The sequence below is a fragment of the Primorskyibacter sp. S87 genome (genome assembly GCF_049801055.1).
Lineage (GTDB): Bacteria > Pseudomonadota > Alphaproteobacteria > Rhodobacterales > Rhodobacteraceae > JBNAGF01.
Genome location: NZ_JBNAGF010000001.1, coordinates 561,009 through 586,978 on the forward strand (window position 1 = coordinate 561,009; position 25,970 = coordinate 586,978).

Consider the following 25,970-nt stretch of genomic DNA (forward strand, 5'->3'; position numbering starts at 1 on the left):
CGGGGTTTCTGTCTCGTCGGATTGCTGTCGGGTTATTCCCGGTTGCCGAACAGCGAGAGCAGCATCATGAACATGTTGATAAAGTCCAGATACAGGCTCAGCGCACCCATGATCGCGGCCTTGCCCAGCCATTCGCTGTCGCCCGAATGGGCGTGCTGAAGATAGGTGTTCTTGATGTTCTGAGTGTCATAGGCGGTGAGGCCGGCAAAAATCAGAACGCCAATCGCCGAGATCGCAAAGGCCATGGCCGATGAGGCCAGAAAAATATTGACGATCGAGGCCACGATCAGGCCGATAAGGCCCATGATCAGAAACGTGCCCATGGCACTGAGGTCTTTCTTGGTGGTGTAGCCAACCAAGGACAGACCTGCAAAGGCGATGGCGGTGATCAGAAAGACCTGAACGATCGATTCACCGGTGAAGACCAAAAAGATCGAGCTGATCGAAAGGCCCATGACCGCTGCAAAAAGGTAGAACACCAGCTGTGCAGCCGAAGCCGATAGCTTGTTGATCGCGGCCCCCATGCCAAAGACAAATGCCAGCGGGGCGAACATGATCACCCACTTCAGAGGCGATGTGTAGATCGCCGCGCCGAGCGAGGTCAGATATTTGTCAACGCCGATCTGGGCCACAGCGGCAGACGGGTCGCTGGTCACGGCAAGGCCGGAGATGGCCCAGGCCGCGGCAAAGGTAATCAGCATGCCTACGGACATCGTGCCGTAGACCTTGTTCATGTGGGCGCGCAGGCCCTCGTCAATCTGGGCGGTGCGCGTGCCGGCTGTTGCCGTTGCCCGGATCGTGTCGAATTCAGCCATCAAGGGTCTCCATTACAACCTGTTGGACCGCCGGCGCGAACCGGCGGTTTCTCAAAAGGGAATATCGGCAAGGGAGGCGGCGAATTCAAGTCTCTCGCAGGCGGGAATACAGTGAATTCGCCCAAAATTCTGCTCCTTCCCGCCGATTGCGTGCCCGAACACGGGAAGGAACTGGGCAGGTTGACCGTTCAGCGCAGCCAGGTTTCGGGTGCATCCCAGATCGGACGCTTGGCCTCGACGGCGGCCTGCGAGCGTGTAAGACCCAGATCCGCAAGGCGCGCATCGTCCAATCGGCGAAGCGCCTGACGTTGGCGCCAGACCGACACAAGGCGGGTGGCTGCAGTCAGGGCAGGGCGGCGCCGGGGGGCGGTGGTGTGGTTTGCGCAAGTATAGGTCATAACGTGTTTCCTTTCCGGGTTTCCTGATGAGTCTCCGTCATCACATCAATTTCCTTGATCTATATGCCGAAGTGTGTTTCATTTTTAAAACGAATGTTTTTGAAGTTATCCATCAAGGTTTGTGATAATGAGAAATCTCGACATCACCACGCTGCGCAGCTTCGTTGCGGTGGCCGACAATGGCGGAGTTACCCGGGCGGCCGGATTTCTGCATCTGACCCAATCCGCGGTTTCCATGCAACTCAAGCGGCTTGAGGAATTGCTGGACGTCGAATTGCTGGACAGGTCGGGTCGTACGATCGCCCTGACAGCCGAAGGAGATCAGCTGCTTGCCTATGCGCGTCGGATGGTTGCGCTTAATGACGAGGTGATCGGTCGGCTGACCGATACCGCGTTTGAAGGCGAGATCGTGCTCGGGGTGCCGCACGATATCGTCTACCCTGCCATTCCGCGCGTTTTGCAGCGGTTTGCGGCAAGCTATCCGCGCGTCAAGGTGCAGCTGATTTCGTCCTTTACCCGCCGTCTGAAGGAGCTTCATGCCAAAGGAGAGTGCGACCTGATCCTGACCACCGAAACCGAGGCCGGCGAGGGATGCGAGGTCATCTCGGAGCTGCCTCTTCGCTGGATCGGTGCCCCGGACGGGTCTGCTTGGCGGCAGCGCCCGCTGCGACTGGCGTTCGGGCGTCACTGCATCTTTCGGCCCAAGGTGATTGCTGCGCTGGATGCGGCCGGAATACAGTGGGACCTCGCGGTGGAGACTGAATCCGACCGGACCATCGAGGCCACGGTCAGCGCCGATCTTGCGGTGCACGCGGTATTGGACGGCACCGAGCCTCCGCATCTCAAGCAGATCGACCACAATGGCACTCTGCCTGACCTTCCGGCGCAAAAGATCCTGCTTTACGTAACCGGGGGCAGCCAGTCCGAGCTGGTCCAGCAGTTGGCTGATCTTGTTCGTCAGAGCTTTGAAGGGCTGAGCCGTCCACAACTTCGTGCGGCGAGTTGAGGCGCCGTGGGATCAGGGTTTGATGACGACCTTGCCGGTTGACTTGCGATCCCGCAGCAGGGCCATGCCTTCTGCCACCTGTCCAAGCGGTAAAACATGGCTCACATGCGGATTTAGTTTGCCGGCCTGATACCATTCGATCAACTTTTCGAAGCTGTTTGCAACAGCTTCGGGGCGGAACTTGAGGTAGCCGCCAATGTAAAACCCGATCACTGTCAGGTTCTTGACCAGCAGGTGATTGGCCGGAATTTGTGGCACCTCGCCCCCGGCAAAGCCGATGGGCAGAATCCGACCCTCGGGGTTGGTCGCGCGGAAGGCAGCCTTGAAAACATCGCCTCCGATTGCGTCATACACTACGTCCGCACCTCCCAGATCCTTAACCCGGGCCCGTAAGTCTTCGCTGTCGTCGATCAGGTGGTCGGCTCCGGCAGCCTCGGCAACGGCAAGCCTCTCTGCGCCTCTCGCATGGGCAATCACCCGTGCGCCCATCAGCTTGCCAATTTCCACCGCTGTCAGTCCCACGCCTCCGGCCGCGCCAGTCACCAGAAGGGTTTCGCCCGGTCGCAAACGGGCCCGGTGGTCCAATGCCATGTGACTGGTCCCGTAGGCGATCTGAAGGGCAGCGGCATGTTCGTCTGTCATTGCATCCGGTATTGGGACAGCCCGTTCCGCGTCGAAAACCCCGTACTCGGCCAGACCACCCTGTCCGGAATAGACCATGACCCTCTCACCGACGGTCCGGGTGCCGATGCCATCGCCCAGACCAATGATTTCGCCCACAATTTCCATTCCCAGAGTAAAGGGTGTTTGCGGGGTGTCCTGATAGGTGCCTTTCTGCATCAGCAAGTCGGCAAAGTTCAAACCGCAGGCGCGGATCCGCACCTTGATCTGGCCGGGGCCGGGATCGGGGCAGGGGGCGTCGACCAACTTGGCAGATTCACCGGCCTCGACCATTCGATATGCGCGCATGCTGCGTCCTCCGGAAACGAACTCGACAGGGTTTCTGCTAATCCGCCTCCGGCTTGGATGCAATGACAGCATTTCAAGTTGCCTTCACAACCTTAAGTTCGCGTTAGGCTTGTTGGAATCAACCGGGTTGAAATAATGCAAAAACCACTTAAAGTAGAGAGCGGTGCGGTTCGGGGCGCACTGGTGGGATCAGGGAAAACAGGTGCCTGACTGGATTGGGTCCTTGTCCTTAGTGTCTGTGCCCGGACGGTTATCAGGTTTATGCATGAGGTGACACCAATGACCCATCCCGTGGATGTTCATGTCGGTAAGAGAGTGCGGCACCGCCGATGGTTGATCGGCATGACTCAACAGCAACTTGCTGAACAGGTCGGCATCAAGTTCCAGCAGATCCAGAAATATGAAACCGGGGCGAATCGTGTCAGCGCTTCACGCCTTTGGGATATTGCGGATGCGCTGGATGTTCCGGTGAGCTTTTTCTTCGAAGGTCTCGAAGAAGAGGCCAAGGCCGCCGGCGACAAGTCGATTCCAACCGATCTGATGGGTGACAAGGAAGCTCTGGATCTGGTTCGCTCCTACTATGCGATCCCGGAAAACCAGCGTCGCCGTTTGTTCGAATTGGCCCGCGTTCTGAGCGACGTCGCTTAAGCAAACCTCGCGCACAGTGTGAACAAGGGCGGGTCCGGGCGGGCTTGGCCTTGATTATTGGCGATCAGAATGGCACTCGGATGCCATGACACAAGATCACCGCTCCGATCTCGAGATCGCTCATCTTCTCGCGGATGCCGCGCGTGCGGCCACTCTCCCCTATTTTCGCCGACCCGATCTGACTGCCGAAAACAAGGAGGCAGACGCGCCGGGCGGGTTTGATCCCGTCACAGCGGCTGACCGGGCGGCCGAGGAAGCGATGCGCTCCATCCTCTCGGAACACCGCCCCGACGATGGCATTCTGGGCGAGGAATTCGGCGCCCACGAGGGGAGGTCCGGCCGGACTTGGGTTCTCGACCCGATCGACGGAACGCGCGGCTTCATCAGCGGAACGCCGACTTGGGGCGTCCTGATCGCATTGTCGAATGGCGAAGGGCCAATCCTCGGAGTGATCGACCAGCCTTACATTGGCGAGCGGTTCACCGGAGGAGCCGGGTTCGCAGAAATGACCGGGCCTCAGGGCGGGAAGGTTCTGGAAACCCGGACAACGGCGTCGCTGGGGCAGGCCGTGCTGTTCACCACATTTCCCGAAGTCGGTAGCGAAACCGAAGCCGAGGCTTTCAGGGCTGTTTCGAGGCAGGTTCAGCTGACGCGATACGGAATGGATTGCTATGCCTATGCGCTGCTGGCCGCGGGTCAGGTCGATCTGGTGATCGAGGCAGGATTGAATGCCTATGACATTCAGGCGCCGATTGCAGTCATTGAGGCTGCTGGCGGTATCGTAACCGATTGGCAGGGCGGCCCGGCCCATAATGGCGGTCGGGCCTTGGCGGCTGCCAATCGGGACCTTCACGCGCAGGCGCTGAGTATCCTCTCCGGGTTCTGAAGGCGTGTCCCGGCAGGCTTGCCGGGGCGGTGGCCAGTTGCTAGACTTGACCCTGCGTCGGGTCTTCTGCCCGTTTTCCCCCGTCGCCTTATAAACTTCGTCTGAGACGGGCGCGACGGACGGAGTACGACATGACTGACCTATTGATCCGCAATGCCCGCACCATCCTGACCATGGATGATGACCGGCGCGAACTTTCCAACACCGATATCCTGATCAGTAACGGCTCTATTGCCGCGATTGGCACCGATCTGACCCATGATGGGGACAGCATTGACGCGAGCAAATGCGTGGTGACACCGGGATTGGTGAACACGCATCATCATCTCTATCAAAGCCTCACGCGCGCAGTTCCGGGCGGACAGGATGCGCTGCTTTTCGGATGGTTGCAGACGCTGTATCCGATCTGGTCAAGATTTGGCCCCGAAGAGATCCACGTCTCGACCCTGACCGGGCTGGCCGAGCTGGCCCTTTCGGGATGCACGCTGACATCGGATCATCTTTACCTTTATCCCGGCGGGTCCCGGCTGGATGACAGCATCGCCGCTGCCTCGGAGATTGGTGTTCGGTTCCATCCGACACGCGGCGCGATGAGCATCGGTGAGAGTGCCGGTGGTCTGCCGCCGGACAGTCTCGTCGAGGCGGAGCCCAAAATTCTGGAGGACATGATCCGCGTCGTAGACGCCTTTCACGACGCGTCCGAAGGATCCATGTGCCGGGTGGGTCTGGCACCCTGTTCGCCATTTTCAGTCAGCCGTGACCTGATGCGCGATGCGGCCCTGCTGGCGCGGGACAAGGGCGTCATGCTACACACCCATCTGGCCGAAAATGACGAAGATATTGCCTATAGCGAGGCGCAGTTCGGGTGTAGGCCCGGTCAATATGCCGAGGATCTTGGCTGGACCGGGCCGGATGTCTGGCACGCGCATTGCGTTAAACTCGACGGGCAGGAAATTGATTTGTTTGCGAGAACTCGGACTGGGGTAGCTCATTGCCCGTGTTCGAATTGCCGCTTGGGGTCGGGAATTGCCCCGGTTCGAGCGATGCGGGATGCCGGCGTTCCCGTTGGGTTGGGCGTCGACGGATCGGCCAGCAACGACATTGGCAATCTCGTACTCGAAGCCCGTCAGGCCATGCTGCTGCAACGGGTGACCCGAGGAGCCGATGCCATGTCTGCGCGAGAGGCGCTTGAGATTGCAACCCGCGGTGGTGCTGACGTGCTGGGCCGGCCTGATTGCGGACGGCTTGCGGTGGGCAAGCGGGCGGACATCGCGCTGTGGGATGTGACGGGCGTCGAGAGCGCCGGCAGTTGGGATCCGGCGGCGCTGCTGCTGGCCGGGCCGACGAGCGTGCGCGATCTCATCGTGGAAGGCCGTCAGGTCGTCCGGGACGGGCAAGTGACAACGATTGACTTGCCGCGTGTCATTGAGCGGCAGAACCAGCTGGCGCAGGCGCTGGCCGGTTAGGTCCCGGTCTGTCGTGGCCGGGCGCCGCCGTCGGCGCTCGGTCATTTTCTTGGGCTTACCCTTAAGGCGTGCAGTGGACGCTTCCGAAAAACCGAATGCCCGACAGGAAAATCGGCGGAAAGAGGTCAACAATTTTGTGTGAGAGTGGTGGGCGACCCTGGAATCGAACCAGGCGTGCGTCTCCGCGAGGGAGTTACAGTCCCCTGCCACACCTTGCGGCCTGTCGCCCACTCTCAGGCGTTGCGCCTGACGTGGAGGCGTGATTACTAGCGTGCAAAAGGGGCGTCAACAGGAAAATCTCCCATCGCGCCAGAAACGCATTACAGGGCCCGGAGGCCGGTCAGATGAAGAAACCCAAATGGGTGGTCGAGAAGGAAAAGGCGCGCAAGACAGCAGCGTCGGAAACGGTGTGGCTGTTTGGTCTGCACGCGGTCCGCGATGCGCTGATGAACCCCCGGCGCGAACGGTTGCGGCTGATCGTGACGCGAAATGCGCAGGACAAACTTTCCGAGGCGATCGCTGTGTCGGGCATGGAGCCCGAGCTTGCCGATCCGCGCAAATTCACGGCTCCGATTGATCCGGGATCCGTGCATCAGGGTGCGGCGCTCGAAGTTCGGCCACTGAATTGGGGTGGGCTTGCAGAAAACTGTATTGGCCGGGAGAATCCGCGGGTGATCCTTCTTGATCGTGTTACGGATCCTCACAATGTCGGGGCGATCCTGCGCTCTGCCGAAGTGCTCGGCGCAAGCGCGGTGATCGGAACGCGCCATCACTCGGCACCCGAAACAGGGGCGCTGGCCAAGACGGCCAGCGGTGCCCTTGAGCGTCAACCTTACCTGCGGGTGCGCAACCTTGCGGATACCATTGTCGAGCTGCAGGGCATGGGCTTCCTCGTGCTTGGTCTTGACGGAGAAGCCGAGCATACGATCGAGGCAGCGCTTGGCGAAGTCAAGGCACGCCCCGTCGCTCTGGTTCTGGGCGCCGAGGGGCCCGGATTGCGCCAGAAGACCAAGGATACAGCTGATCAGCTGGTCAAAATCGACGCGGCAGGGGGATTTGGCTCACTCAATGTCTCCAACGCGGCGGCTATCGCCCTATATGCATCGCAGCCCCGATGAGCGGAAGAGACAGGCGCAGGTTGTAGCGATGCGGCCGTGAGCGGACGCCGAGAGAAGGAGCATTGGCATGGGTAGCCCAAAGATCGCGACCTGCTGTTACTGCGGAACGCGGGCCATGCTTGTCCCCGCGCAAGGCAATCGACACACTCTGTCCTGTGGCTCGTGCGGAGCACCGTTGCAGCAGATCAAGAGGTTGCGAACTGAGCGCGTAATGTCCAAACCAACAGCGACCTCGGTTTCCGAGAAAACGGTCAAAAGGCCGAAGGTGCAAAAACCCAAAAAGGTTTCCAAAAGGCGCCGCAAGGGTATCTGGGCAAAGCTCGTCGAAGAGGCATGGGATACGGTCGAGGACATATTCGACTGATCTGCGACACTCGGTGTGCCGCAGTCCGGCCCAGAGCGCGAGCTATAGCGGTCCTCGTTTCAAACGCGGTCTCTCTCTGTGCCGTGCACGGCACACGTCACGTTCACAACCACGTCAGGCCTCTTGGCGGAAAGCAGCCGAGAATGCATCTTGAATCCACGTTCTGATCTGATCGGGAGATCTATGCCCCTGCGACGCCAAATTCTTGCCAGCCTTGTTGCGCTGCCGGTTCTGATGACACCTTCGTTCGTATTGGCTGATGAGCCGGTATTCTATTCCTCTCAGCAGTCGGCCATAGGCGGGTTCGATCCGGTCAGCTACTTTATGGCCGACGGTCCCCAAAAGGGACGGTCAGGCATAGCCGTGATGTGGAAAGGGGCGATCTGGCATTTTGCCAATGAAGAGAATCGAATCAGATTCGAAGCCAATCCCCGCGCCTATGCCCCGCAATTCGGGGGGTATTGCGCCTATGCTGTGTCACAGGGTTATACGATCGGAACCGATCCGCTTTCATGGGAAATTGTGAATGGTCACTTGTATTTGATCCATTCCCCGGCTGTCGCGGAGCGGTGGAGAGCAGATCGGGCCGGGTTTATTGCCCAGGCTGAGGCAAACTGGCCGGCGGTGCTGGGTGAATAGGCGGAAAATTGCAAATTTTCCGCTTGTCTATGAAAAAATCGTGATCAACCCTTTTTATTTCTCCTTTTGGACCTAAATGACACAGTGACCGCGGAACGGAACTGCCGCGGGTCATTTCACTGTCCCTCGTTCCATACCTAGCGCCCAAAGTTTCGACCTTGGGCGCTTTTTTCTTTTCGTGCCGCGCGATAGGGTCCGGGAATGGAGACGTATTCCGACAACTTTCTCAACGATGTCCTGTCTCGCACAAAGGTGATTGCCGTTGTGGGGGTTTCGCTCAATCCGGTGAGGCCCAGTTACTACGTGGCCCGGTATCTCGGTCTGAAAGGATATCGCGTGATCCCGGTCAATCCGGGCCATGCGGGAAAAGAACTGTTCGGAGAAACGGTTATCGGCTCATTGTCCGAAATCGACGCACCGGTGGACATGGTGGATATCTTTCGCCGCTCCGAGGCGGTTCCCGGCATCGTGGATGAGGCTCTGTCGAGCTTTCCGTCGCTCAAAACGATCTGGATGCAGATCGGTGTCATGCATGACGAGGCGGCCGGCAAGGCGCGTTCACAGGGTATCGACGTGGTGATGGATCGTTGCCCAAAGATCGAGTATCAGCGGCTCTTCGGTGAACTCAGAATGGGCGGTTTCGCAACCGGGATCATCTCGTCCAAGATCTGAGGATCAAGCCCGACATCGACCTGCTCAGTTGGCTGCCGCCGCCTGCCGTCTTTCGCGGGCCAATTGCTTATCATACAGAACGTCGAGCCGGGGCCGCCAATTGTAGCGGGTGTCGGCCAGAGTAGGCGCCCAGTGCAGATCGCCGCTGTTGCGCCAGCCGTCCAGAACAATGCCTTGATACAACGTGTCGCCGCGGCGGCTGATGATTGCGGTGCTGTGATCTACCCGAAACGGATTGTCGGGATCTGCAATGGCACGATGCAATTGCAGCGTGCGAAAGTTCTCCTGCTTTAGCCGCGCCTCGATATCTTCGGCCCAGTGCACGCAGATGCCTCGTTCGCGGATACCGCTGTTCACCTTGGCATTGTGCACCAGCGGCGGGTCCGTGACGTTGTAAGTCACGGCAAGCTGCCGGGCATAATCATATGCGATGCGTGCGGCGCGGTCGGCCTCGGCCGGATCGACACCGGGCCCGAGGTCCCGAATGGCATCAGCAAGCCCTTCTACTTCGGATTGCGAAACCGCGTTGCGGGTCACCGTGGGTTGCCCGGCACAGCCTGCAAGAACCGAAAGGGCCAGCGCTGCGCCAGCAAGAGATTTCAGTATCCGCATAGGCAATATCTTTCGAGGTTGAATTCCGGGCGCCGCTACAGTGCATGATCTGGCATAGCTTGCGTTTCGTCGCTCATGAGGTGGGTCGGGCGGCCTTTTCGTCAATTCCGCTGGTGCCTTGTCGTCGGGCAAGTTCGGTCAGCACATCGTTAAGTGTGACGTCCCGCGCAGCGAGCATGACCAGAAGATGATACAACACGTCAGCCGCCTCGCTTGTAAGCTTCGCCCGGTCGCCCTTGGCAGCCTCAATGATCGCTTCGATTGCTTCCTCGCCGAATTTCTCGGCGCATTTCTCCGGCCCCTTGGCCAGAAGCTTGGCGGTCCAGCTGCTGTCCGGATCTGCTCCCTTGCGGGCTTCGATCGTGGTGGCGAGATCGTGCAGGATGCTCATGTCGGCCTCGGTTCTGTTCAGTTCAGTCTCATCGGGATTCCAGCGGCGGCCATGTGTTCCTTGGCTTCGAGGATAGTGTAATCGCCGAAATGGAAGATCGAGGCGGCCAGCACGGCGCTGGCGCCGCCTTCGGTGACGCCTTCGACAAGGTGATCCAGCGTGCCCACGCCACCCGATGCGATGACAGGAACATCCACCGCGTCGGAAATGGCGCGGGTCAACGGCAGGTTGAAACCGGCTCGGGTTCCGTCACGGTCCATCGAGGTCAGCAGGATTTCCCCGGCGCCCTTGGCGACAACAGTTCTGGCGAACTCGACCGCGTCAATTCCTGTAGGCCGGCGTCCGCCATGTGTGAAGATTTCCCATTTGCCGGGCGACACCGTCTTGGCATCGATGGCCACGACAATGCATTGGCTGCCGAACTGGTCGGCGGCCTCGGCCACCACGTCAGGGCGTGCAACGGCTGCAGAGTTGAACGAGACCTTGTCGGCGCCTGCCAGCAGCAGGTCGCGAACGTCCTCGCGTGAACGAACGCCGCCGCCCACGGTGAGGGGGATATAGCATTGCTCGGCCGTGCGCTGCACCACGTCGTACATGGTGCCACGGTTTTCGTGGGTCGCATGGATGTCTAGGAAACAAAGCTCGTCGGCACCGGCCGCGTCATAGGCCTTGGCCGATTCCACAGGGTCACCGGCATCCACCAGATCGACGAAGTTGACGCCCTTGACCACTCGGCCATCGGCCACGTCAAGGCAAGGTATGATGCGGGTCTTCAGCATGGCTCTGTTATGGCCCGGTTTGCCGGGAGAGGAAAGAGGGAGGAGGCGGTCCGCGACCTGTTCCTGATCACGCGTGCGCTCCGATGGACAGCCAAAATGTGATATGCTGAGCCTATTGTTTGTTATGGGAGGATAGAGTTATGCCCGTTTTGCATTTTCGCATGATATTTTCTGCAACGGCGCTTGCAGCTTTGCCAGTTTTGGCCTCGGCAGCGGATTTCATGACCGAACAGCAGCTTGTCGCGACATTCCCGGGCTCGACATTGTATGGCGTTTCAGAACAAGACGGTAAAACACAGTGGGCTCAGACCTATGGCAAGGGCCGCAAAAAAGGAAAAGTTGTCGGCAATTTCGGTGGCGAGAAGTACAATGCGAAATGGTTCGTCAAAGACGGCATGTGGTGCGAAGATTGGGGCAGTGGTAGCGGATGCTGGCACATCGAAAGGGTCGATGGCAAAACATTCCAACCCTACAAGGACGGGAACAAGCGCAAACAGGTCTGGCGGATGAAGTAGGAAGACCCGCTTCAGGCACACGCTTCAGGACTGGCGCTAGGCCCGTTGCCGCCGTCGTCGATATAGTCGCTGACCCGTGCGGAGCGAAAGGATCAGGAGGCCAGTGTTTTAAGGGCCTCGTTGAGGTCCAGCGCACCGTCGTAAAGTGCGCGCCCTGAAATGGCGCCGTTGAGGTCGGCGCCGCAGTCGCGCAGAGCGACGAGATCGGCCAGAGATGACACGCCACCAGAGGCGATGACAGGGATGGACACCGCGCGGGCGAGATCGGCGGTGGCCTCGACGTTGGGCCCTTGCATGGCGCCGTCGCGGTTGATGTCGGTGTAGATGATCGCGGCGACGCCGGCATCCTCGAAGCTGCGGGCGAGATCGGTGACCATGACATCGGTTTCCTCGGCCCAGCCCTTGGTGGCAACGCGACCGTTGCGCGCATCGATGCCGACGGCGACTTTGCCGGGGAAGGCGCGGGCGGCTTCGCGCACGAGGTCGGGACTTTCCACGGCCACGGTGCCAAGGATCACCCGCGCCAGCCCTTTATCGAGCCAGGTTTCGATGGTTTTCATGTCACGGATGCCGCCGCCCAGCTGGGCCGGGACCTTGCAGGTCTTCAGGATCGATTCGACCGGCGCCGCGTTCACGGGTTCACCAGCAAATGCACCGTTCAGATCAACAAGATGAAGCCACTCGCAGCCAGCCTCGACAAAGGCCAGCGCCTGAGCTGCCGGGTCTTCGTTGAACACGGTGGCCTTGTCCATGTCGCCGCGCAAAAGTCGCACGGCCTGGCCGTCCTTGAGGTCGATTGCAGGGTAGAGGATCATGTCTGGCGGCCTTTCGCTTGGTCTGCCGCGGGATATGGCACGGATGCGCCGGGACATGCAACGCGACCCGAAGTCAGCCTTGATCTGTTTGGGGAACACGCGTCACAGTGTCATCAAATCAGGGAGGAACAACAATGAAGAAAACGGTTCTGGTCGCTGTCGCGACGATCGGGCTGGCAGGCATTGCACAAGCCGATCCGGTGCTTGGGACGTGGAAAACCCAGCCTGACGACGGATCTTACGCGCATATCGAAATGGCCCCATGTGGTGCGGCGATCTGTGGCAAGATCGCGCGGACGTTCAACGATGACGGAGAATACCAGTCACCAAATGTCGGCAAGACGCTGGTGATCGACATGGTGCCAAATGGGGACGGTTCCTATGCCGGCGAGGTCTGGCGACCGTCGAATGACAAAATCTACATCGGCAAAATGGATCTGTCCGGGGACAGCCTTGCCCTGCGCGGCTGCGTTGCCGGCGGGCTGATCTGCTCCAAGCAGACCTGGAGCCGGGTAAACTGATCTCGGTGTAAATGCCGACAGTTGGCCTCTTGAGGGCTATGGCATCCAGTTCAGAAAGTTCGAAATCAGCCGGAGCCCGGTGCTCTGGCTTTTTTCTGGGTGGAACTGCATTCCCAGCATGGTGTCGCGCCCGATTACGGCAGTGACGTCGCCGCCGTAGTCCACATGGGCCAGACGCTCGGCCGGGTTGGTCACGTGAAACTGGTAGGAATGCACAAAATAAGTGTGCTCGCCGGATTTCACGCCGTCGAAAACAGGGTGCGGATGATCGATGACCAGATCGTTCCAGCCCATGTGCGGAACCTTGAGCGCGGAGTCTGTCGGAGTGATCTTCACCACTTCGCCGTCAATCCAGCCCAACCCTTCGGTGTCCTCGTACTCCCGGCCCCAGCTGGCCATCAGTTGCATGCCGACACAGATGCCAAGAAAGGGGCGACCACGGGTCTCGACCGCTTCGCGCAATGCCTCGAACAACCCGGAATGGCCGCGCAAAGCCGCGGCGCAGGCCGGAAAGGCGCCGTCACCGGGCAAAACAACCCGGTCGGCGCGGGCCACGACATCGGCGTCGCCGGTCACAACGACATCACAGGCGCCGGTTTCGCTCGCCATGCGCTGAAAGGCCTTTTCGGCCGAGTGGAGATTGCCGCTTTCGTAGTCGATGATGGCGGTCAGCATTTATTTTCCTTTGTCACGCCGGAGGGGCGAAACCGACAAATTCTGGTTCCAGCGGTTTAGAGCGCGCCTTTGGTCGACGGAATGGCATCGGCCTTGCGCGGGTCGGTTTCGACCGCCATGCGCAGAGCGCGGGCCACCGCCTTGAAGCCGGCTTCGACGATATGGTGACTGTTGAACCCGTGCAGCTGGTCGACATGCAGGGTGATGCCGCCATGCGTGCTGAATGCGGTAAAGAACTCGCGCACCAGTTCGGTGTCGAAACTGCCGATTTTCGGCGTTGGGATCTCCATATTCCACACAAGGTAGGGCCGGGCCGACAGATCGAGGGCACAGCGGACCTGCGCGTCATCCATCGGCAGATGGCATTCGCCATAGCGGCGTATGCCTTTCTTGTCGCCCAACGCCTGCGCAAGCGCCTGACCCAGCGCGATCCCGGTATCTTCGACCGTGTGGTGGTCGTCGATGTGATAGTCACCCTTGGCGCGGACAGTCATGTCAATCAGAGAATGGCGCGACAGCTGATCCAGCATGTGGTCAAAAAAACCCACGCCCGTCTGGTTGTCATAGACCCCGGTGCCGTCGAGGTTGATCTCGACGGTGATCTCGGTCTCGGCGGTCGAGCGGCTGATGCTGGCGCGGCGCATGATATGAATTCCCTATTGGTCGGTCGCACTTATACGCAAGGGTGTCCGAGCTTCCAAGACCGGTCAGGGCAGGTCATGTGCGAGTGTGGCCCAAAGCCGCGATTGTCGTTTTTCAGCGGTAAAACCGGGATTGCGCCGGCCGGGTCTCCGTGCCAGCTTGGGCGCGAAACATCAGATGCGTCTCAAAAGCGTTTTCGTATTGCAATAGAGATGCCCCGTAAAACATCCCGAGGGAAACCCGAAATGAGCACCTGCGTCTTCATTCAGATCCGCTGCAAACCCGGCACCACCTACAAGGTCGCCGAAGAGATTGCGCTGCGGGAAATCCACTCAGAACTTTATTCGACGAGTGGTGAGTATGATTTGCTGATGAAGCTCTACATTCCCAAGGACGAGGATGTCGGCAAGTTCATCAACGATCAGTTGCTGAACATCGGCGACATCGAACGATCTCTGACCACGATGACATTCAAGGTATTCTGACTGACCCGTCAGAGATCGGGCAAAGCAATAGCACCGCTTGTCAGTTGGGCCAGCGGGGATGAAGGTCGTCGATGACCATAGCATGCGAGTGGCGCTGCCCGCCGCTTCCAGCCAGATGCGGGTGATCGGCGGGCAGCTCCGGGTGATCGTGCGCGACCGCTTCGGGGTCCGGGACCGGCCAGAGCCGCCACGCAAGGATGATTCCAGCAATTGCCAGCAATGCCATGCAAGACATGGTCCAGACCGGGCCGGTAAGGCTGATCAGGGCCCCGGTCAGCGGATACGCAATCAGCCAACAGGCATGAGACAGGGTGAACTGCGCGGCAAAGAGGGCAGGGCGATCCCCGGCATGTGCCGAGCGCCGCAACAACCGACCCGAAGGGGTCAGCATTGCTGAGTAGCCGAAACCAATCAACAGCCAGACCGGCAGCAGAGTTGGCAGGCTAAACAGATCCACCGCAGCCAGAAGCGCCCCGAGGATCAACGCGCCCGTGCCCAGCATTGCACCGCCCAGCATAACGGGCCGGTCATCCCATTCGGTCAGCAGGCGCGGAAGCAGCAAGGCTGCAAGCATCGATCCGGCTCCGAAACTGCCCAAAGCGACAGCAACCAATTCTTCGCTCAGGCCAAGAAAAGCCCGGATCATCACAACCGTCCCGACAATTGCCACCGCGCCGATGCTCGAAACCGTCAGGTTCAGCGCCATCAGGGCGCGCAATCGAGGCGTGGCCAGATAAATCCTCAACCCTTTTGTCGTTCGGTGCCAGATCGGCTGTGTGCCGGTTGATGCCAGAACGGGCAGGGTGACACTTGCCACCAAGGCGGCTGAGGCGGCAAAGCCAATTGCAGTCCCGGCAAACAAGGCATTGAAACTCAGCACCGTCAGCAGGGCGGCGGCCAGCGCAGGGCTGAGCAGGCTTTCGAGATCAAAGGCCAGCCGCGACAGCGACAATGCGTTGGTGTAGTCCGCTTCGTCCGTCAACACGTCCGGGATGGTGGCCTGAAAGGCTGGCGTAAACCCGGCCGACGCTGCCTGCATCACGAGGATCAACGCATAGATCTGCCATATGGCATCGACAAAGGGGAGCATGATTACCGCCCCCATTCGGACCAGATCCAGCGTAATCAGCATGCGCCGCCGGTCCAATCGTTCAGCGACAGCTGCCGCAACCGGCGCAAGTGTAACATAGGCCAGCATCTTGAGCGTTAGTGCGGTTCCAAGAACCAGCCCGGCCTGCGCTCCGGCCAGTTCGAACGCCAACAGCCCCAGCGCAACCGTCGTCAGCCCGGTGCCAAGCAGCGCGATGATCTGGGCAAGGAACAGATGCCGGTATGTTCGGTTTGAAAGGACGCTCAACATGTTTCAGACATAACTCAGAATTTTGCGGCCTCTGCGGCTGTATGTGTTCCTCTTTGGATGATCCGGCCCGGCGATCCTGTCGACCGATTGGGGAAGTGTGGAACACAGCGACAAGTGACGGAGACGGGGCTTGCCATGACGTTTCGGATCCTTTCCGGGGGAGATGTGCGGCACATGATGACCAGCCCCGCAACAGGGCCCCGAACTAAACCAATACAGGCATTCTGCAGGGTATCTTTGAACCGGCAAGATAAAAAACGCACCGCCGGGTTCTCTGCGAAATGAAATCGGCCAGCAAGTGATTTGCTGGCCGAACCAAGTTTCTGAACCACGGGCCCGCGAATTGCACCGGGCCGCATCGGGGCTGACCGTTACGACCTGCCTTCGGCCACCTCGCCAGCAGCCGGCGTCTCTCCGCCGGCCGCACCGGAACCGTCGTCAGGGCTGCCCTTGAGGCGTTCGCGCAGCCCTTGCATCACCGCATAGAGAACCGGAACCAGAACGACACCCACGACCGTGGCTGCCAGCATTCCACCAAACACAGCCACACCGATTGCCTTCTGGCTCGCTGCACCGGCGCCATTGGCGGCCAGCAGCGGGACAACACCCAGAAGGAAGGACAGGGCCGTCATCATTACTGCCCGGAAACGCTGATGTGCAGCTTCGCGTGCGGCGTCTCGGATCGACAGACCATTGGCCCTTTGTTCCATCGCAAACTCCACGATCAGAATCCCGTTCTTTGAGGCCAGCCCGATCAGCATGATCATACCGATCTGCGTATAGAGGTTGATATCCGTTCCAACGACCGCAACAGCCGCAACAGCGCCGAACAGGGCAACGATCACAGAAAGAAGGATCGAAACCGGCATCGACCAGCTTTCGTATTGCCCGACGAGGAACAGATAGCCGAACAGAACGGCCAGCCCGAGGATCACCTGAACCAATCCGCCAGAGGCCTGCTGCTGCTGCGCCGTTCCGGTCCATTCAAACGTGTAACCGGGGGGCAGAGCCTCGCCGGATACTTCGGTCATCGTCGCGATCGCGTCACCCGAAGACATGCCCGTTGCCGGCACAGCCGTCACAGTGGCCGAGCGGAACATGTTATGGCGCTTCAGCATCACCGGGCCAAGCACGTTCTCGACGTCAATCAGGGTCGACAGCGGGACCATGCCGCCATCTACCGAGCGGGCATAGAGATTTCCAATATCCTCGACCTTGTCACGATAGCTGCCGTCGGCCTGGATCATCACCCGGTAAACCCGACCAAACAGGTTGAAGTCGTTCACGTAGTAAGAGCCCAGATGCGCCTGCATGGTCTGGAAAACTTCGGATACCGGCACTTGCAGGGTCTTGGCCTTTTCCCGGTCAAGGTCGACGAACACCTGAGGCACGTTGGCCCGGAACGTGGTGTAAGCCGTTCCGATCTCATCGCGCTGATTGGCGGCATAGACAAAGGAGCCGACCGCAGCAGACAGGTCCTGCGCAGTTCCCCCGGCAGTCTGCTGGACTTCCATTTCCACACCGGCTGACATTCCCAGACCAGTGATCGGCGGCGGGTTGAAGGCCACGATCGAGGCCGCGACCTCGGCGTTGGCAATTTCAAGAAGTTTCCGCAGAACACCGTTGTTGCTGAGCTCTTCGGTCTGGCGCAGTTCCCAATTGTCGAGGTTAACGATCAGCATGGCGTTGTTGGAACCCAGCAGGTTCAACATCGAGTAGCCATTGACCAGAACCGTGTTCTTCACGCCCGGAATCTCGAGGATCTCTTTGTTGATCCGCTCGGTGACTTCCTCGGTCCGGTTCAGCGCAGCAGCATCGGGCAGCTGCACGTCCATGAACAGATAGCCGTTGTCCTCAAGCGGCAGAAAGCCCTTTGACGTCTGGGTAAAAATGGTTCCCGCTGCCAGCCCGATCACGGCAATGATGGCCAGCCCGATCAGCGGCACATGCAGCAGTCGTTTGACGATGCCGACATAACCGCCGCGCGTCTTGTCGATGCCTCGTTCAAAGATGGCAAGGATCCCTTTGGGCGGGCCTGAGCGTGCCTTCAGAACAATCGAACAAAGCGCAGGCGACAGCGTCAGCGCGTTGATCGATGAAATCACCACTGCGGTCGAAATCGTCACCGCAAACTGCGAGTATAGCCGACCCGTGATGCCCGGCATGAAGGTGACCGGAACAAACACCGCCAGCAGAACCAGAGTCGTCGCAATGACTGGCCCGGTGATCTGGCCCATAGCCTTGCGCGTGGCATCGGGCGGAGAAAGGCCTTCTTCGGCAATGATGCGTTCCACGTTCTCGACCACCACAATGGCGTCATCCACCACGATGCCGATGGCCAGGACCAATGCGAACAGCGAGATCGTGTTGAGCGACATGCCAAAGGCCAGAAGAAAGGCGAATGTGCCGATCAGCGAAACCGGGATCGCGACCATCGGGATGACGGTTGCCCGCCAAGAGCCGAGGAAGACAAACACGACCGCCATCACCAGTGCAAAGGTCAGCATCAGGGTCGACACCACATCGTTGAGCGACTGCTCCACGAAATCGGTTGAGTTGAACGGCACCTCGTATTCGATATCGTCCGGGAACGTGCGCTCCAGTCTTTCCATTTCGGCCAGAACCCGTTCCGACACGGCGAGCGCATTGGCTCCGGGGGCCTGATAAACGGCCAGAACCGTCGCCGGGCTTTCGCTCAGGAAACCGGATGCCGTGTACAGCTTGGCGCCCAGTTCCACCCGTCCGATGTCCCGCAGCCTGACAATGGAACCGGCCTCACCGGTTCGCACCACGATGTTTTCGAACTCTGCGGCCGTGGTCAGTCGGCCCTTGGTCTTGATGGTATACTGAAAGGTCTGATCGCCCGGAACCGGCGGAGATCCGATTTGCCCGGCCGAGACCTCGACGTTCTGTTCCCGGATTGCACTGATGATGTCGCCGGGTGTTATGCCCAGCCCTGCCATCTTGTCGGGATCCATCCAGACCCGCATCGCGTATTGCAGGTCGGTGAGGATATCGGCCTTGCCGACCCCGCCGATCCGGGCCAAAGCATCCTTGATATTGATGGCTGCATAGTTCGACAGAAACACGTCGTCATAGGTTTCACCCGGAGAGGTCAGGGTAACCACCATCAACATGTTGTTCGACGCTTTTTGCGTCACAACACCCGACGAAGTCACTTCGCTGGGCAGTTGCGCCATAGCCTGCGCGACGCGGTTCTGCACGTTGACCGATGCGATATCCGGGTCTGTGCCGACCTCGAAGGTGACCGAAAGGTTGTAGTTGCCGCTGTCCGAGGAGGTCGACGTCATGTAAATCATGTCGTCCACGCCGTTGACCTGCGCCTCGATCGGAGCGGCAACCGAATTTTCCACGGTTTCGGCATTGGCGCCGGTATAGGTGGCGCTGACAGTGACCACCGGTGGCGTGATGTCTGGGAACTGGGCGACGGGCAGGGCAACATAGCCGATCAGGCCCATGACCGTCAGAACCAGCGAAATCACGATCGCCGTCTTGGGACGGGAAATGAAGATTGAAGAGAACATGCGTTATTCTCCGTCTTCGGGTTTGGTCCCGTCTGCGGAGTCGCCATCGCTTTGCGCGTCGGTTTGTTCTTCGGAACCCTGTTCGACTTCCGGGGTGCTTGTGGTGGCCGAGGCGTCCGCGGGGGCACCGGCCAGAACCGGCTCAACGGCCACGCCGGGACGCACGCGCTGCAATCCTTCGATGATGACGGTTTCGCCTGCGCGCAGTCCTTCTTCGACGATTACCGCCGTCTCGACCTGCTCACCGGTCTGGATATAGCGTTGTTCAACCATTTTCTGCTGGTTAACCACCAGCACGAAATCCCCACGCTGATCGCGCTGAAGCGCCGCCTGCGGCACCAGAGTCCGCTCGACCGGATCCTGGGACTGGATCCGAACCGTCAGGAAAGCGCCGTCAACGAGGAAGCGTTCCTTGTTCTCGAACTGGGCGCGCAAAGCGATGGTCCCGGTCGTGGGATCGATCCGGTTGTCGGCAAAAACGATTGTGCCTCGCTCTTCGAGTTCGGTCCCATTCGGTAGCATGACAACCACATCCGGGCCTTTTTCGGCGAGGTTTTGCGGATTTGGCTCATGACCCAGATGCTGCATGATTGTCACCAGCTGCTTTTCGTCGAGCGAGAAGGTCACGAAGATCGGAGTTTCGCGCACCAGAGTCACAAGCGGCCCGGTCGTCGGGCCGACGATATCACCGACACTGATGTCGATCCGGCCGATGCGGCCGTCGAACGGTGCGTGCACGTCGGTATATGACAGGTCAAGTTCGGCCTGCTCGATCGCGGCTTGGGCGGCCTTCACATCCGCCTGTGCCACCAGCTTGTTGGCCCGCGAAACATCGCGCTCGGCCACCGGGACCGAATCCCGCAACAGCAGCTCTTCTTTCCGCGCCAGATCCAGTTCGGCAAGTTGCAGATTGGCCTCGGCCCTGTCGAGATCGGCGTTCTTGGTGGCCAGCGTGGCCTCGTAAGTGTCCTTTTCGATGCGGAAAAGAACGTCGCCCTCGGAGACTTCCGCACCATTCTCGGCCAGCTTTTCCTCAAGGAAACCGCTGACCCGCGCCAGCAGGTCGACCTTGTCCACGGCTTCGCCTCGGCCAATGAAGGACGCCTCTTGCGTGACGTCCTGCGTGTAAGCTGCGGCGATCCCGACCCGAGGCGGCGCGCCGGCTTCCTCCTGCGCTGTGCCGGGAGATGGCGCAAACAGGCCCAGCGACAAGACCAATGCCGCCGTGCCCCGTGGCAATGCGGTCCATTTGCGAAGGAAACAGGTTTCGGGGGAAATCAGGGCTGCCATTGGAAAGCCTTTGTGCTGGGGCCAATTTCGAGCGCTTGACCCAAGCATGAAAGATCTGCCGCGAGTCAGAGCATTTCGATCAAGCATGGACTTAAAGCGGCGCAATCACAAGGCTTTGGATGGCGCCTTTGCCCGGAAGAAAACGTTGGCAAAACGAAACGGGACCCGCCTTTTCGGCGGGGTCCGGTTTCGTTTCACAGAGGCCAATACAGTCTGCGTTCAGGCCCGCTTTCCGGCGAATCTTGACTGCCACTCTTCACGCTGATCGTCTGTGATTTTTGCAAACAGCACGTCAGGCACCGAAAATTCGTGACCAGCGGGCAAGGCGGTCAGGGCGGCTGCTACGTCATCGGGCCAGCCTGTATCCAGTGTATTCATAGCGCTCAGCATCCGGGCTGCGGCATCGGGGATGAACGGCGCGCTCAGCACCGCATAAAGCCGGATCAGATTGAGGCCCAGCCGAACCTGTGCGGCGGCCATTTCGGGATCTGTCTTGAAGGTGCTCCACGGAGCGACGTTTTGCAGGTACTCGTTGCCTGCCGCCCAGATTGCCCGCAATTCCTGCGCCGATTTGCGAACCTCCATCGCCTCCATGTGGCCCTCATAGGCGCGGACACGGGCGGTCAGATCGGCAATCAGCGCCTGTTCCTGTTCGCCATACTCGCCCTCGGCTGGCACCGCCTCGCCGAATTTGGAGCGGCAGAACTTGGTGATGCGGCTGACGAAATTGCCCAGCACGTCGGCCAGATCCTTGTTGACCGAGACCTGGAAGTTCTCCCAGGTGAATTCACTGTCGGAGTTTTCCGGCGCATGGCTCAGCAGCCACCAGCGCCAATAATCCGAGGGCAAGATCTCCAGCGCCTGATCCATGAACACGCCGCGACCCTGCGACGTTGAGAACTGACCTCCGTCATAGTTCAGGTAGTTGAAGCTTTTCAGGTGGTCGACCATCTTCCATGGCTCGCCCGAACCTAGTAGAGTGGCCGGGAAAGACAGTGTGTGGAAGGGGACGTTGTCCTTGCCCATGAACTGTACATAGCGCACGTCGTCGGCGCCCTTGTCGGTGCGCCACCAGCGTTCCCAACCGGCGTCGCCTTGACCGGTGGCCTCGGCCCATTCGCCGGCGCAGGCGATATATTCGATGGGCGCGTCGAACCAGACATAAAATACCTTGCCCTCCATCCCCGGCCAGTCCTGATCACCCTTTTTGACCGGGATACCCCAGTCCAGATCGCGGGTGATGCCACGATCCTGCAAGCCGTCGCCGTCATGCAGCCATTTCTTGGCAATCGAGGTGGTCAACACCGGCCAGTCGGTCTTGGTGTCGATCCACGCATCCAGCTTGTCCTTCATCGCCGACTGGCGAAGGAACAGGTGCTTGGTCTCGCGCACTTCCAGATCGGTCGACCCGGAGATCGCGGAACGCGGCTCCAAGAGGTCGGTCGGATCGAGCTGTTTTGTGCAGTTCTCGCACTGGTCGCCGCGGGCACGGTCATAGCCGCAATTGGGGCAGGTGCCCTCGATATAGCGATCCGGCAGGAACCGCCCGTCGGCATTGGAATACACCTGCTTCTCGGAGACTTCCGAGATCAGCCCGGCGTCAGCCAGTTTGCCCGCGAAATGCTGGGTCAACCGGTGGTTCTGCTGGCTTGACGATCGGCCATAGTGATCGAAACTGAGGGCGAACCGATTGGCGATGTCGGTCTGCACCTGATGCATCTCGGCGCAGTACTCGGCGACCGGCTTGCCCGCCTTGGCTGCGGCCAGCTCGGCTGGGGTGCCGTGTTCGTCGGTAGCACAGAGGAACAGCACTTCGTTGCCGCGTCCGCGCTGATAGCGGGCAAAGAGATCTGCCGGCAATTGCGAACCGATCAGGTTACCAAGATGCTTGATCCCGTTGATATAGGGCAGTGCCGAGGTGATGAGAATGCGTGCCATGTGCCTTGTCGTGTCCTGATTTGCCCCATTCCGCGAGGCGTTGCGGCCTCCTTTACCGCAGGCCGGTGGAGGGCGGAACCCGCAACCGCGATTTTGCGCCGGATTTCCGGCTTGCAATGGCTATACGTCTTCGCGGGACCGCCGCAACAGACGCCCGATGGTAAACGACGTGCGCGGTGCATAGACATAGCGGGTGCGATCTTCGGGGGTCGGGCGCGCGCGCATGCGGGTCAGGCCAAAGACGATCAGGATCACGTGCCCGGCTGCCACGAAGGTAAACAGGGCGCCGGGTCCGTATGTGTCGATCAGGGCCGAGGCGACATAGGGCGCAGCGATTGCGCCGAGCGCAAAGAAGAACATCAGTGCCGCCGAAAGTTCGACCCGTTGTTCCGAGGTGGCGAAGTCATGGGCGTGCGCCGCCGAGATAGAAAAGATCGGAAAGGTGGTCAGGCCGAAGAACCCGGCCGCCAGCATGACGCCGACCGTGCCGCTGCCCGAGGCGGCAATGGTGATGCCGCAGCTCAGAACCGCGGCGACGGACTGCCAGATCAGAACCCAGCGGCGATCGTATTTGTCCGCCAGCCAGCCCATCGGATACTGCGCAAGCGCGCCGCCAAGAACGAAAGCGGCAAGGAAAAAGGCGATCTGGTCGATGGCAAGACCGACCTCCTGACCGTAGACCGGCCCGACCATGCGGAATGAAGCCGAACTCAGCGCCGCCACGATTACTCCGGCCACGGCCAAAGGCGAACATCGCCACGCCAGCCCCGGCCGCAGGCGGGGCGCCTCCGGAGTTTCGGGTTGGCTGGCACGGGTCAGGGTCAGCGGCAAAAGGGCGGCACAGCATAGGATGGCCAGCAGGTTGTAGGAGACATATGAGGCAGGCGGCAGCACGGCTATGAACAGCTGCGCACCCAGCGAGGCGCTCATGTCGACGATGCGATAGGTGCCGGTCGCCCGGCCGCGGGTTTCGTTGGTCACCTTTGAGTTAAGCCATGCCTCGATTACCGTGTAACAGCCAGCCACGCATGTGCCCGAGGCGATCCGGAGAATGGCCCAGATTTGCGGGTTCTCGGTCAGCGTATGCCCGATCAGCCCCATCGCGCCCAACGCGGTGCAGACCGCGAATGCCCGGGAGTGACCGACGCTGCCCATCAGGCGTGGCGCCCACCAGCATCCGACAAAGAAGCCGAGAAAGTGGGCCGAGCCGAGCAGACCGATCTGTTCCTTGCTGAACCCAAGCGTCAGGCCCGAGATGGCGTCCAGCGGGCCGACACCTCCGGTCGACAATTGCAACAGGATGACGGAAAGGAACAGGGCGGCAAAGGACAGGATCAAACGCATGATGTCGCCCACCATGGCCGGTCGGGCCAATGGTGCAAGCAGGTTCTCGACGCAGAGAATGTCGTTTTAGGCCTTTATCCCGATTTTCTTAGTTCGCCGCGCGGATCGCAGCAGTGATGTCCAGTTCGACCGTATCCGCGACCATGTCGGGAAAACCTGCCGCGCCAAAGGCCGATCGGCTCAACTTACCTGTCAGGCGGACAGTCAGCCGGCTCAGGTCATCGGGTTGCGATCCCTGCGGTCGGAACAGGCCGGCATTCAGGGTTAGGGGGCGGGTCACGCCGCGCAAGGTCAGGTCCCCGGTAATCGTGGCCCCACCGGACAGTCGCCCGTCGGGCGCAAGCTTTATTCTGGTTGAAACAAAGCGCGCGGTCGGGTGGCTGTCGGTATTCAGAACGGTGGGCCCCTTCATGGCCTGGCTGGCCATGACCATCCCTGTGCGCGCCTTGCCGATTCCAAGCGTGACATCGACCCGACTGGCTGCGAGGTTGGTCGGATCGACATGGATGTCGGCCCGGTCCACCGGCATCGTGCCCGATTGCGCGACCCCGCCCAACGTGAACCGAAACCCCACCGACGAGGCGTCGGGATCCAGGACATAGCGCCGTTGTGCAGCGGCCAGAGGCCGGATTGGCGAAAGCCCCATTACCGGCAAGGCGGCAAGCGCGACCAGCAGGGTGCGGCGGGTCGGGGTTTGCCGCCGGGCCTGTCGCTGTTCGTTTTCCGGTTCGGGCATCGGGCCTCCTTTGGTGGCAACTGTACAGGAACAATAGGGCCGAAGGGGAGAGTTTCGCGGCGCGTCACCCGATTGTCAGAAATGCGTGAGCTTGCTGCTCCGGTTTCATTATTGCGCTCCTTTTGCCTTGTGTTGCTGAGGTTCCGCTCAGGTGTCGGGAACTTCGGTGCGGGACAGGTGCAGCCCGGTGCGGGGGCGGGTCTGGCAGGCCAGCCAGCGCGCCGGGGGCAGGGTGCGGGCGCGGCGGCGTTCAAGCCGCCAGCGGCGGGCCTGCCCGTCATGCGCCGGGGTCATGTGCCAACGGCTTTCCGTTCCCTGCGCACCGCCCTCTCCGGGGGTCAGCAGCAGGCCGATCGGGGCGTGGCCCATTTGCCCACCCTGTTCGGCAGCAAGATGCATGCGGCGCACCGGGGTCAGCGCCGGGGCGCCGGGCAGGTCCGCCACCACCAGTGGCACGGCGCCCGAACGCAGCGCCTCCTCAGTGCACCACAACAGGTCCTCGGCCCGGCGCGGTTGCACAAAGAGGAAACGCGCCGGATCTGCAAATTCCATCATCCCGTCGGGGTTGAGCTGCCCGGCCTCCCACGCCGGTGAGATCCACAGAACCGGCCCCGCCTTCCGTTCGCAGAACCGGCCCGCAAGCCAGAGGGCAAAACTGCGCCGCGCCGATCCGCAGGCTTCATGCACCCGTCCCGTGGCGAGGCGGATGTCAGGATGCAGATCGAGCCCGGGCACGTCACGGGACGGTTTGCGGCTGAGCAGGTGAGTCGGCATGATAGAGAGACTATCATGTTCCCCGTTTGTTCCAAGGATGAATTTGAATGAAGGTTTTGTCTTGGGGCTCCATTCGGAGAGTGACGGCAAGGACAAATTGTTACACGGAATTCGCCCTTAAGTCCGAAAATGCCCCTATTATCATAACCTTGCCTATTGTTTTTTGACTGTGGCGCCGCCCTGCTTTACCCATTCGCCAAACCCGCCTTCAAGATGCATGACGGGCTTCAGGCCCATCTCCTGCGCAATTTTTGCGCTCAGGGCAGACCGCCAAGCACTGGCGCAATAAAACACATAGGTCTTGTCCTGATTGAAGATTTCCTTGTGATAGGGGCTCTGAGGATCAATCCAGAACTCCAGCATTCCGCGCGGACATGAAAACGCGCCGGGGATCATGCCCGAACGCTGCAATTCGCGAATGTCGCGGAGGTCGACAAACACGTAATCGGGGCTGTCGAAAAGTTGTTTGGCCTGCGCCACGGAAAGGGTGTCGACCACGGCATTCGCCTCGTCGAGCAGCGCGCGGATCCCCTTGGTAATTGTTTGCGGCATGTCCGTCTCCCAGAT

Annotated in this window: 28 protein-coding genes and 1 tRNA gene; 11 read left to right on the plus strand and 18 right to left on the minus strand. The window is 60.2% G+C overall.

What is annotated here, in order from left to right; translation table 11 throughout:
- Positions 1–32 precede the first annotated feature (32 nt).
- Both ACP15U_RS02800 and ACP15U_RS02805 read right to left on the minus strand, forming a co-directional pair.
- Positions 33–815, minus strand: coding sequence for a Bax inhibitor-1/YccA family protein (locus tag ACP15U_RS02800; RefSeq protein ID WP_425043598.1), 783 nt, complete (start codon positions 813–815; stop codon positions 33–35).
- 188 nt (positions 816–1,003) lie between these two features.
- On the minus strand, positions 1,004–1,213 hold the full coding sequence (locus ACP15U_RS02805) for a DUF1127 domain-containing protein (protein ID WP_425043599.1): 210 nt from the start codon (positions 1,211–1,213) through the stop codon (positions 1,004–1,006).
- Positions 1,214–1,340: 127 nt separating this feature from the next.
- Here ACP15U_RS02805 and ACP15U_RS02810 point away from each other — a divergent pair, with 127 nt between their 5' ends.
- Positions 1,341–2,219 (plus strand): LysR family transcriptional regulator, encoded by an 879-nt coding sequence (locus ACP15U_RS02810; protein ID WP_425043600.1) that lies wholly within the window; start codon positions 1,341–1,343, stop codon positions 2,217–2,219.
- A gap of 12 nt (positions 2,220–2,231) precedes the next feature.
- On the opposite strand, the gene ACP15U_RS02815 is transcribed toward ACP15U_RS02810, so the two are convergent.
- Complete coding sequence (locus tag ACP15U_RS02815) at positions 2,232–3,188, minus strand: NADPH:quinone oxidoreductase family protein (protein ID WP_425043601.1); 957 nt, start codon at positions 3,186–3,188, stop codon at positions 2,232–2,234.
- Between the two features lie 279 nt (positions 3,189–3,467).
- On the opposite strand from ACP15U_RS02815, the gene ACP15U_RS02820 reads away from it, so the two are divergent.
- The 3 genes from ACP15U_RS02820 (at position 3,468) to ACP15U_RS02830 (ending at position 6,188) form a co-directional block, all read left to right on the plus strand.
- Positions 3,468–3,836: a helix-turn-helix domain-containing protein gene (locus ACP15U_RS02820; protein WP_425043602.1), complete on the plus strand. Its 369-nt coding sequence runs from the start codon at positions 3,468–3,470 to the stop codon at positions 3,834–3,836.
- Between the two features lie 85 nt (positions 3,837–3,921).
- Positions 3,922–4,722 carry a histidinol-phosphatase gene (hisN, locus tag ACP15U_RS02825; RefSeq protein WP_425043603.1) on the plus strand — a complete coding sequence of 267 codons (801 nt, stop codon included), beginning with the start codon at positions 3,922–3,924 and terminating at the stop codon, positions 4,720–4,722.
- Positions 4,723–4,853: 131 nt separating this feature from the next.
- Positions 4,854–6,188: an 8-oxoguanine deaminase gene (locus tag ACP15U_RS02830; RefSeq protein WP_425043604.1), complete on the plus strand. Its 1,335-nt coding sequence runs from the start codon at positions 4,854–4,856 to the stop codon at positions 6,186–6,188.
- 145 nt (positions 6,189–6,333) lie between these two features.
- Here ACP15U_RS02830 and ACP15U_RS02835 read toward each other — a convergent pair.
- Positions 6,334–6,417 (minus strand) — tRNA-Tyr (locus ACP15U_RS02835).
- A 115-nt stretch (positions 6,418–6,532) separates the two neighbouring features.
- Between ACP15U_RS02835 and rlmB the strand changes: the two genes are divergently transcribed.
- The 4 genes from rlmB to ACP15U_RS02855 all read left to right on the plus strand — a co-directional run bounded on the left by rlmB (position 6,533) and on the right by ACP15U_RS02855 (position 8,981).
- Positions 6,533–7,306 (plus strand): 23S rRNA (guanosine(2251)-2'-O)-methyltransferase RlmB, encoded by a 774-nt coding sequence (gene rlmB / locus ACP15U_RS02840; RefSeq protein ID WP_425043605.1) that lies wholly within the window; start codon positions 6,533–6,535, stop codon positions 7,304–7,306.
- Positions 7,307–7,517: 211 nt separating this feature from the next.
- Complete coding sequence (locus tag ACP15U_RS02845) at positions 7,518–7,670, plus strand: hypothetical protein (RefSeq protein WP_425043606.1); 153 nt, start codon at positions 7,518–7,520, stop codon at positions 7,668–7,670.
- A gap of 183 nt (positions 7,671–7,853) precedes the next feature.
- A complete protein-coding gene (locus ACP15U_RS02850; protein WP_425043607.1) occupies positions 7,854–8,309 on the plus strand; it encodes a YHS domain-containing (seleno)protein in 456 nt (151 codons plus the stop codon).
- Between the two features lie 201 nt (positions 8,310–8,510).
- Positions 8,511–8,981 (plus strand): CoA-binding protein, encoded by a 471-nt coding sequence (locus ACP15U_RS02855; RefSeq protein ID WP_425043608.1) that lies wholly within the window; start codon positions 8,511–8,513, stop codon positions 8,979–8,981.
- Between the two features lie 24 nt (positions 8,982–9,005).
- Here the strand turns inward: ACP15U_RS02855 and ACP15U_RS02860 are convergent, their stop codons facing one another.
- From ACP15U_RS02860 to hisF, 3 genes are all read right to left on the minus strand, one after another.
- On the minus strand, positions 9,006–9,593 hold the full coding sequence (locus ACP15U_RS02860) for a hypothetical protein (RefSeq protein WP_425043609.1): 588 nt from the start codon (positions 9,591–9,593) through the stop codon (positions 9,006–9,008).
- Between the two features lie 73 nt (positions 9,594–9,666).
- Positions 9,667–9,984, minus strand: a complete 318-nt coding sequence (locus tag ACP15U_RS02865) for a phosphoribosyl-ATP diphosphatase (RefSeq protein ID WP_425043610.1) — start codon at positions 9,982–9,984, stop codon at positions 9,667–9,669.
- Positions 9,985–10,001: 17 nt separating this feature from the next.
- A complete protein-coding gene (gene hisF, locus ACP15U_RS02870) occupies positions 10,002–10,763 on the minus strand; it encodes an imidazole glycerol phosphate synthase subunit HisF (RefSeq protein ID WP_425043611.1) in 762 nt (253 codons plus the stop codon).
- A gap of 140 nt (positions 10,764–10,903) precedes the next feature.
- On the opposite strand from hisF, the gene ACP15U_RS02875 reads away from it, so the two are divergent.
- Positions 10,904–11,278, plus strand: a complete 375-nt coding sequence (locus tag ACP15U_RS02875; RefSeq protein ID WP_425043612.1) for a hypothetical protein — start codon at positions 10,904–10,906, stop codon at positions 11,276–11,278.
- Positions 11,279–11,370: 92 nt separating this feature from the next.
- On the opposite strand, the gene hisA is transcribed toward ACP15U_RS02875, so the two are convergent.
- Positions 11,371–12,093, minus strand: a complete 723-nt coding sequence (gene hisA / locus ACP15U_RS02880; protein WP_425043613.1) for a 1-(5-phosphoribosyl)-5-[(5-phosphoribosylamino)methylideneamino]imidazole-4-carboxamide isomerase — start codon at positions 12,091–12,093, stop codon at positions 11,371–11,373.
- Between the two features lie 134 nt (positions 12,094–12,227).
- On the opposite strand from hisA, the gene ACP15U_RS02885 reads away from it, so the two are divergent.
- Positions 12,228–12,614: a DUF2147 domain-containing protein gene (locus tag ACP15U_RS02885; RefSeq protein ID WP_425043614.1), complete on the plus strand. Its 387-nt coding sequence runs from the start codon at positions 12,228–12,230 to the stop codon at positions 12,612–12,614.
- A 36-nt stretch (positions 12,615–12,650) separates the two neighbouring features.
- On the opposite strand, the gene hisH is transcribed toward ACP15U_RS02885, so the two are convergent.
- Together hisH and hisB are read right to left on the minus strand one after the other, a co-directional pair.
- Positions 12,651–13,289: an imidazole glycerol phosphate synthase subunit HisH gene (gene hisH / locus ACP15U_RS02890; protein ID WP_425043615.1), complete on the minus strand. Its 639-nt coding sequence runs from the start codon at positions 13,287–13,289 to the stop codon at positions 12,651–12,653.
- Between the two features lie 56 nt (positions 13,290–13,345).
- On the minus strand, positions 13,346–13,933 hold the full coding sequence (hisB, locus tag ACP15U_RS02895; RefSeq protein WP_425043616.1) for an imidazoleglycerol-phosphate dehydratase HisB: 588 nt from the start codon (positions 13,931–13,933) through the stop codon (positions 13,346–13,348).
- A gap of 243 nt (positions 13,934–14,176) precedes the next feature.
- Between hisB and ACP15U_RS02900 the strand changes: the two genes are divergently transcribed.
- The gene (locus ACP15U_RS02900; protein ID WP_425043617.1) at positions 14,177–14,416 is read left to right on the plus strand and encodes an Lrp/AsnC ligand binding domain-containing protein; all 240 of its coding nucleotides are present in this window, start codon (positions 14,177–14,179) and stop codon (positions 14,414–14,416) included.
- Positions 14,417–14,456: 40 nt separating this feature from the next.
- Here ACP15U_RS02900 and ACP15U_RS02905 read toward each other — a convergent pair whose 3' ends face one another.
- From ACP15U_RS02905 to ACP15U_RS02940, 8 genes are all read right to left on the minus strand, one after another.
- Positions 14,457–15,776, minus strand: coding sequence for an MFS transporter (locus ACP15U_RS02905; RefSeq protein ID WP_425043618.1), 1,320 nt, complete (start codon positions 15,774–15,776; stop codon positions 14,457–14,459).
- A 371-nt stretch (positions 15,777–16,147) separates the two neighbouring features.
- Positions 16,148–19,321, minus strand: coding sequence for an efflux RND transporter permease subunit (locus tag ACP15U_RS02910; RefSeq protein ID WP_425043619.1), 3,174 nt, complete (start codon positions 19,319–19,321; stop codon positions 16,148–16,150).
- A 3-nt stretch (positions 19,322–19,324) separates the two neighbouring features.
- A complete protein-coding gene (locus tag ACP15U_RS02915) occupies positions 19,325–20,611 on the minus strand; it encodes an efflux RND transporter periplasmic adaptor subunit (RefSeq protein WP_425043620.1) in 1,287 nt (428 codons plus the stop codon).
- A 219-nt stretch (positions 20,612–20,830) separates the two neighbouring features.
- Positions 20,831–22,549, minus strand: a complete 1,719-nt coding sequence (gene metG, locus ACP15U_RS02920) for a methionine--tRNA ligase (protein ID WP_425043621.1) — start codon at positions 22,547–22,549, stop codon at positions 20,831–20,833.
- A gap of 120 nt (positions 22,550–22,669) precedes the next feature.
- Positions 22,670–23,893 carry an MFS transporter gene (locus ACP15U_RS02925; RefSeq protein ID WP_425043622.1) on the minus strand — a complete coding sequence of 408 codons (1,224 nt, stop codon included), beginning with the start codon at positions 23,891–23,893 and terminating at the stop codon, positions 22,670–22,672.
- Between the two features lie 88 nt (positions 23,894–23,981).
- On the minus strand, positions 23,982–24,629 hold the full coding sequence (locus ACP15U_RS02930; RefSeq protein WP_425043623.1) for a YceI family protein: 648 nt from the start codon (positions 24,627–24,629) through the stop codon (positions 23,982–23,984).
- A gap of 147 nt (positions 24,630–24,776) precedes the next feature.
- The gene (locus ACP15U_RS02935; protein ID WP_425043624.1) at positions 24,777–25,403 is read right to left on the minus strand and encodes an ImuA family protein; all 627 of its coding nucleotides are present in this window, start codon (positions 25,401–25,403) and stop codon (positions 24,777–24,779) included.
- Between the two features lie 153 nt (positions 25,404–25,556).
- Positions 25,557–25,955 (minus strand): rhodanese-like domain-containing protein, encoded by a 399-nt coding sequence (locus ACP15U_RS02940; RefSeq protein WP_425043625.1) that lies wholly within the window; start codon positions 25,953–25,955, stop codon positions 25,557–25,559.
- Between the last annotated feature and the right edge of the window lie 15 nt (positions 25,956–25,970).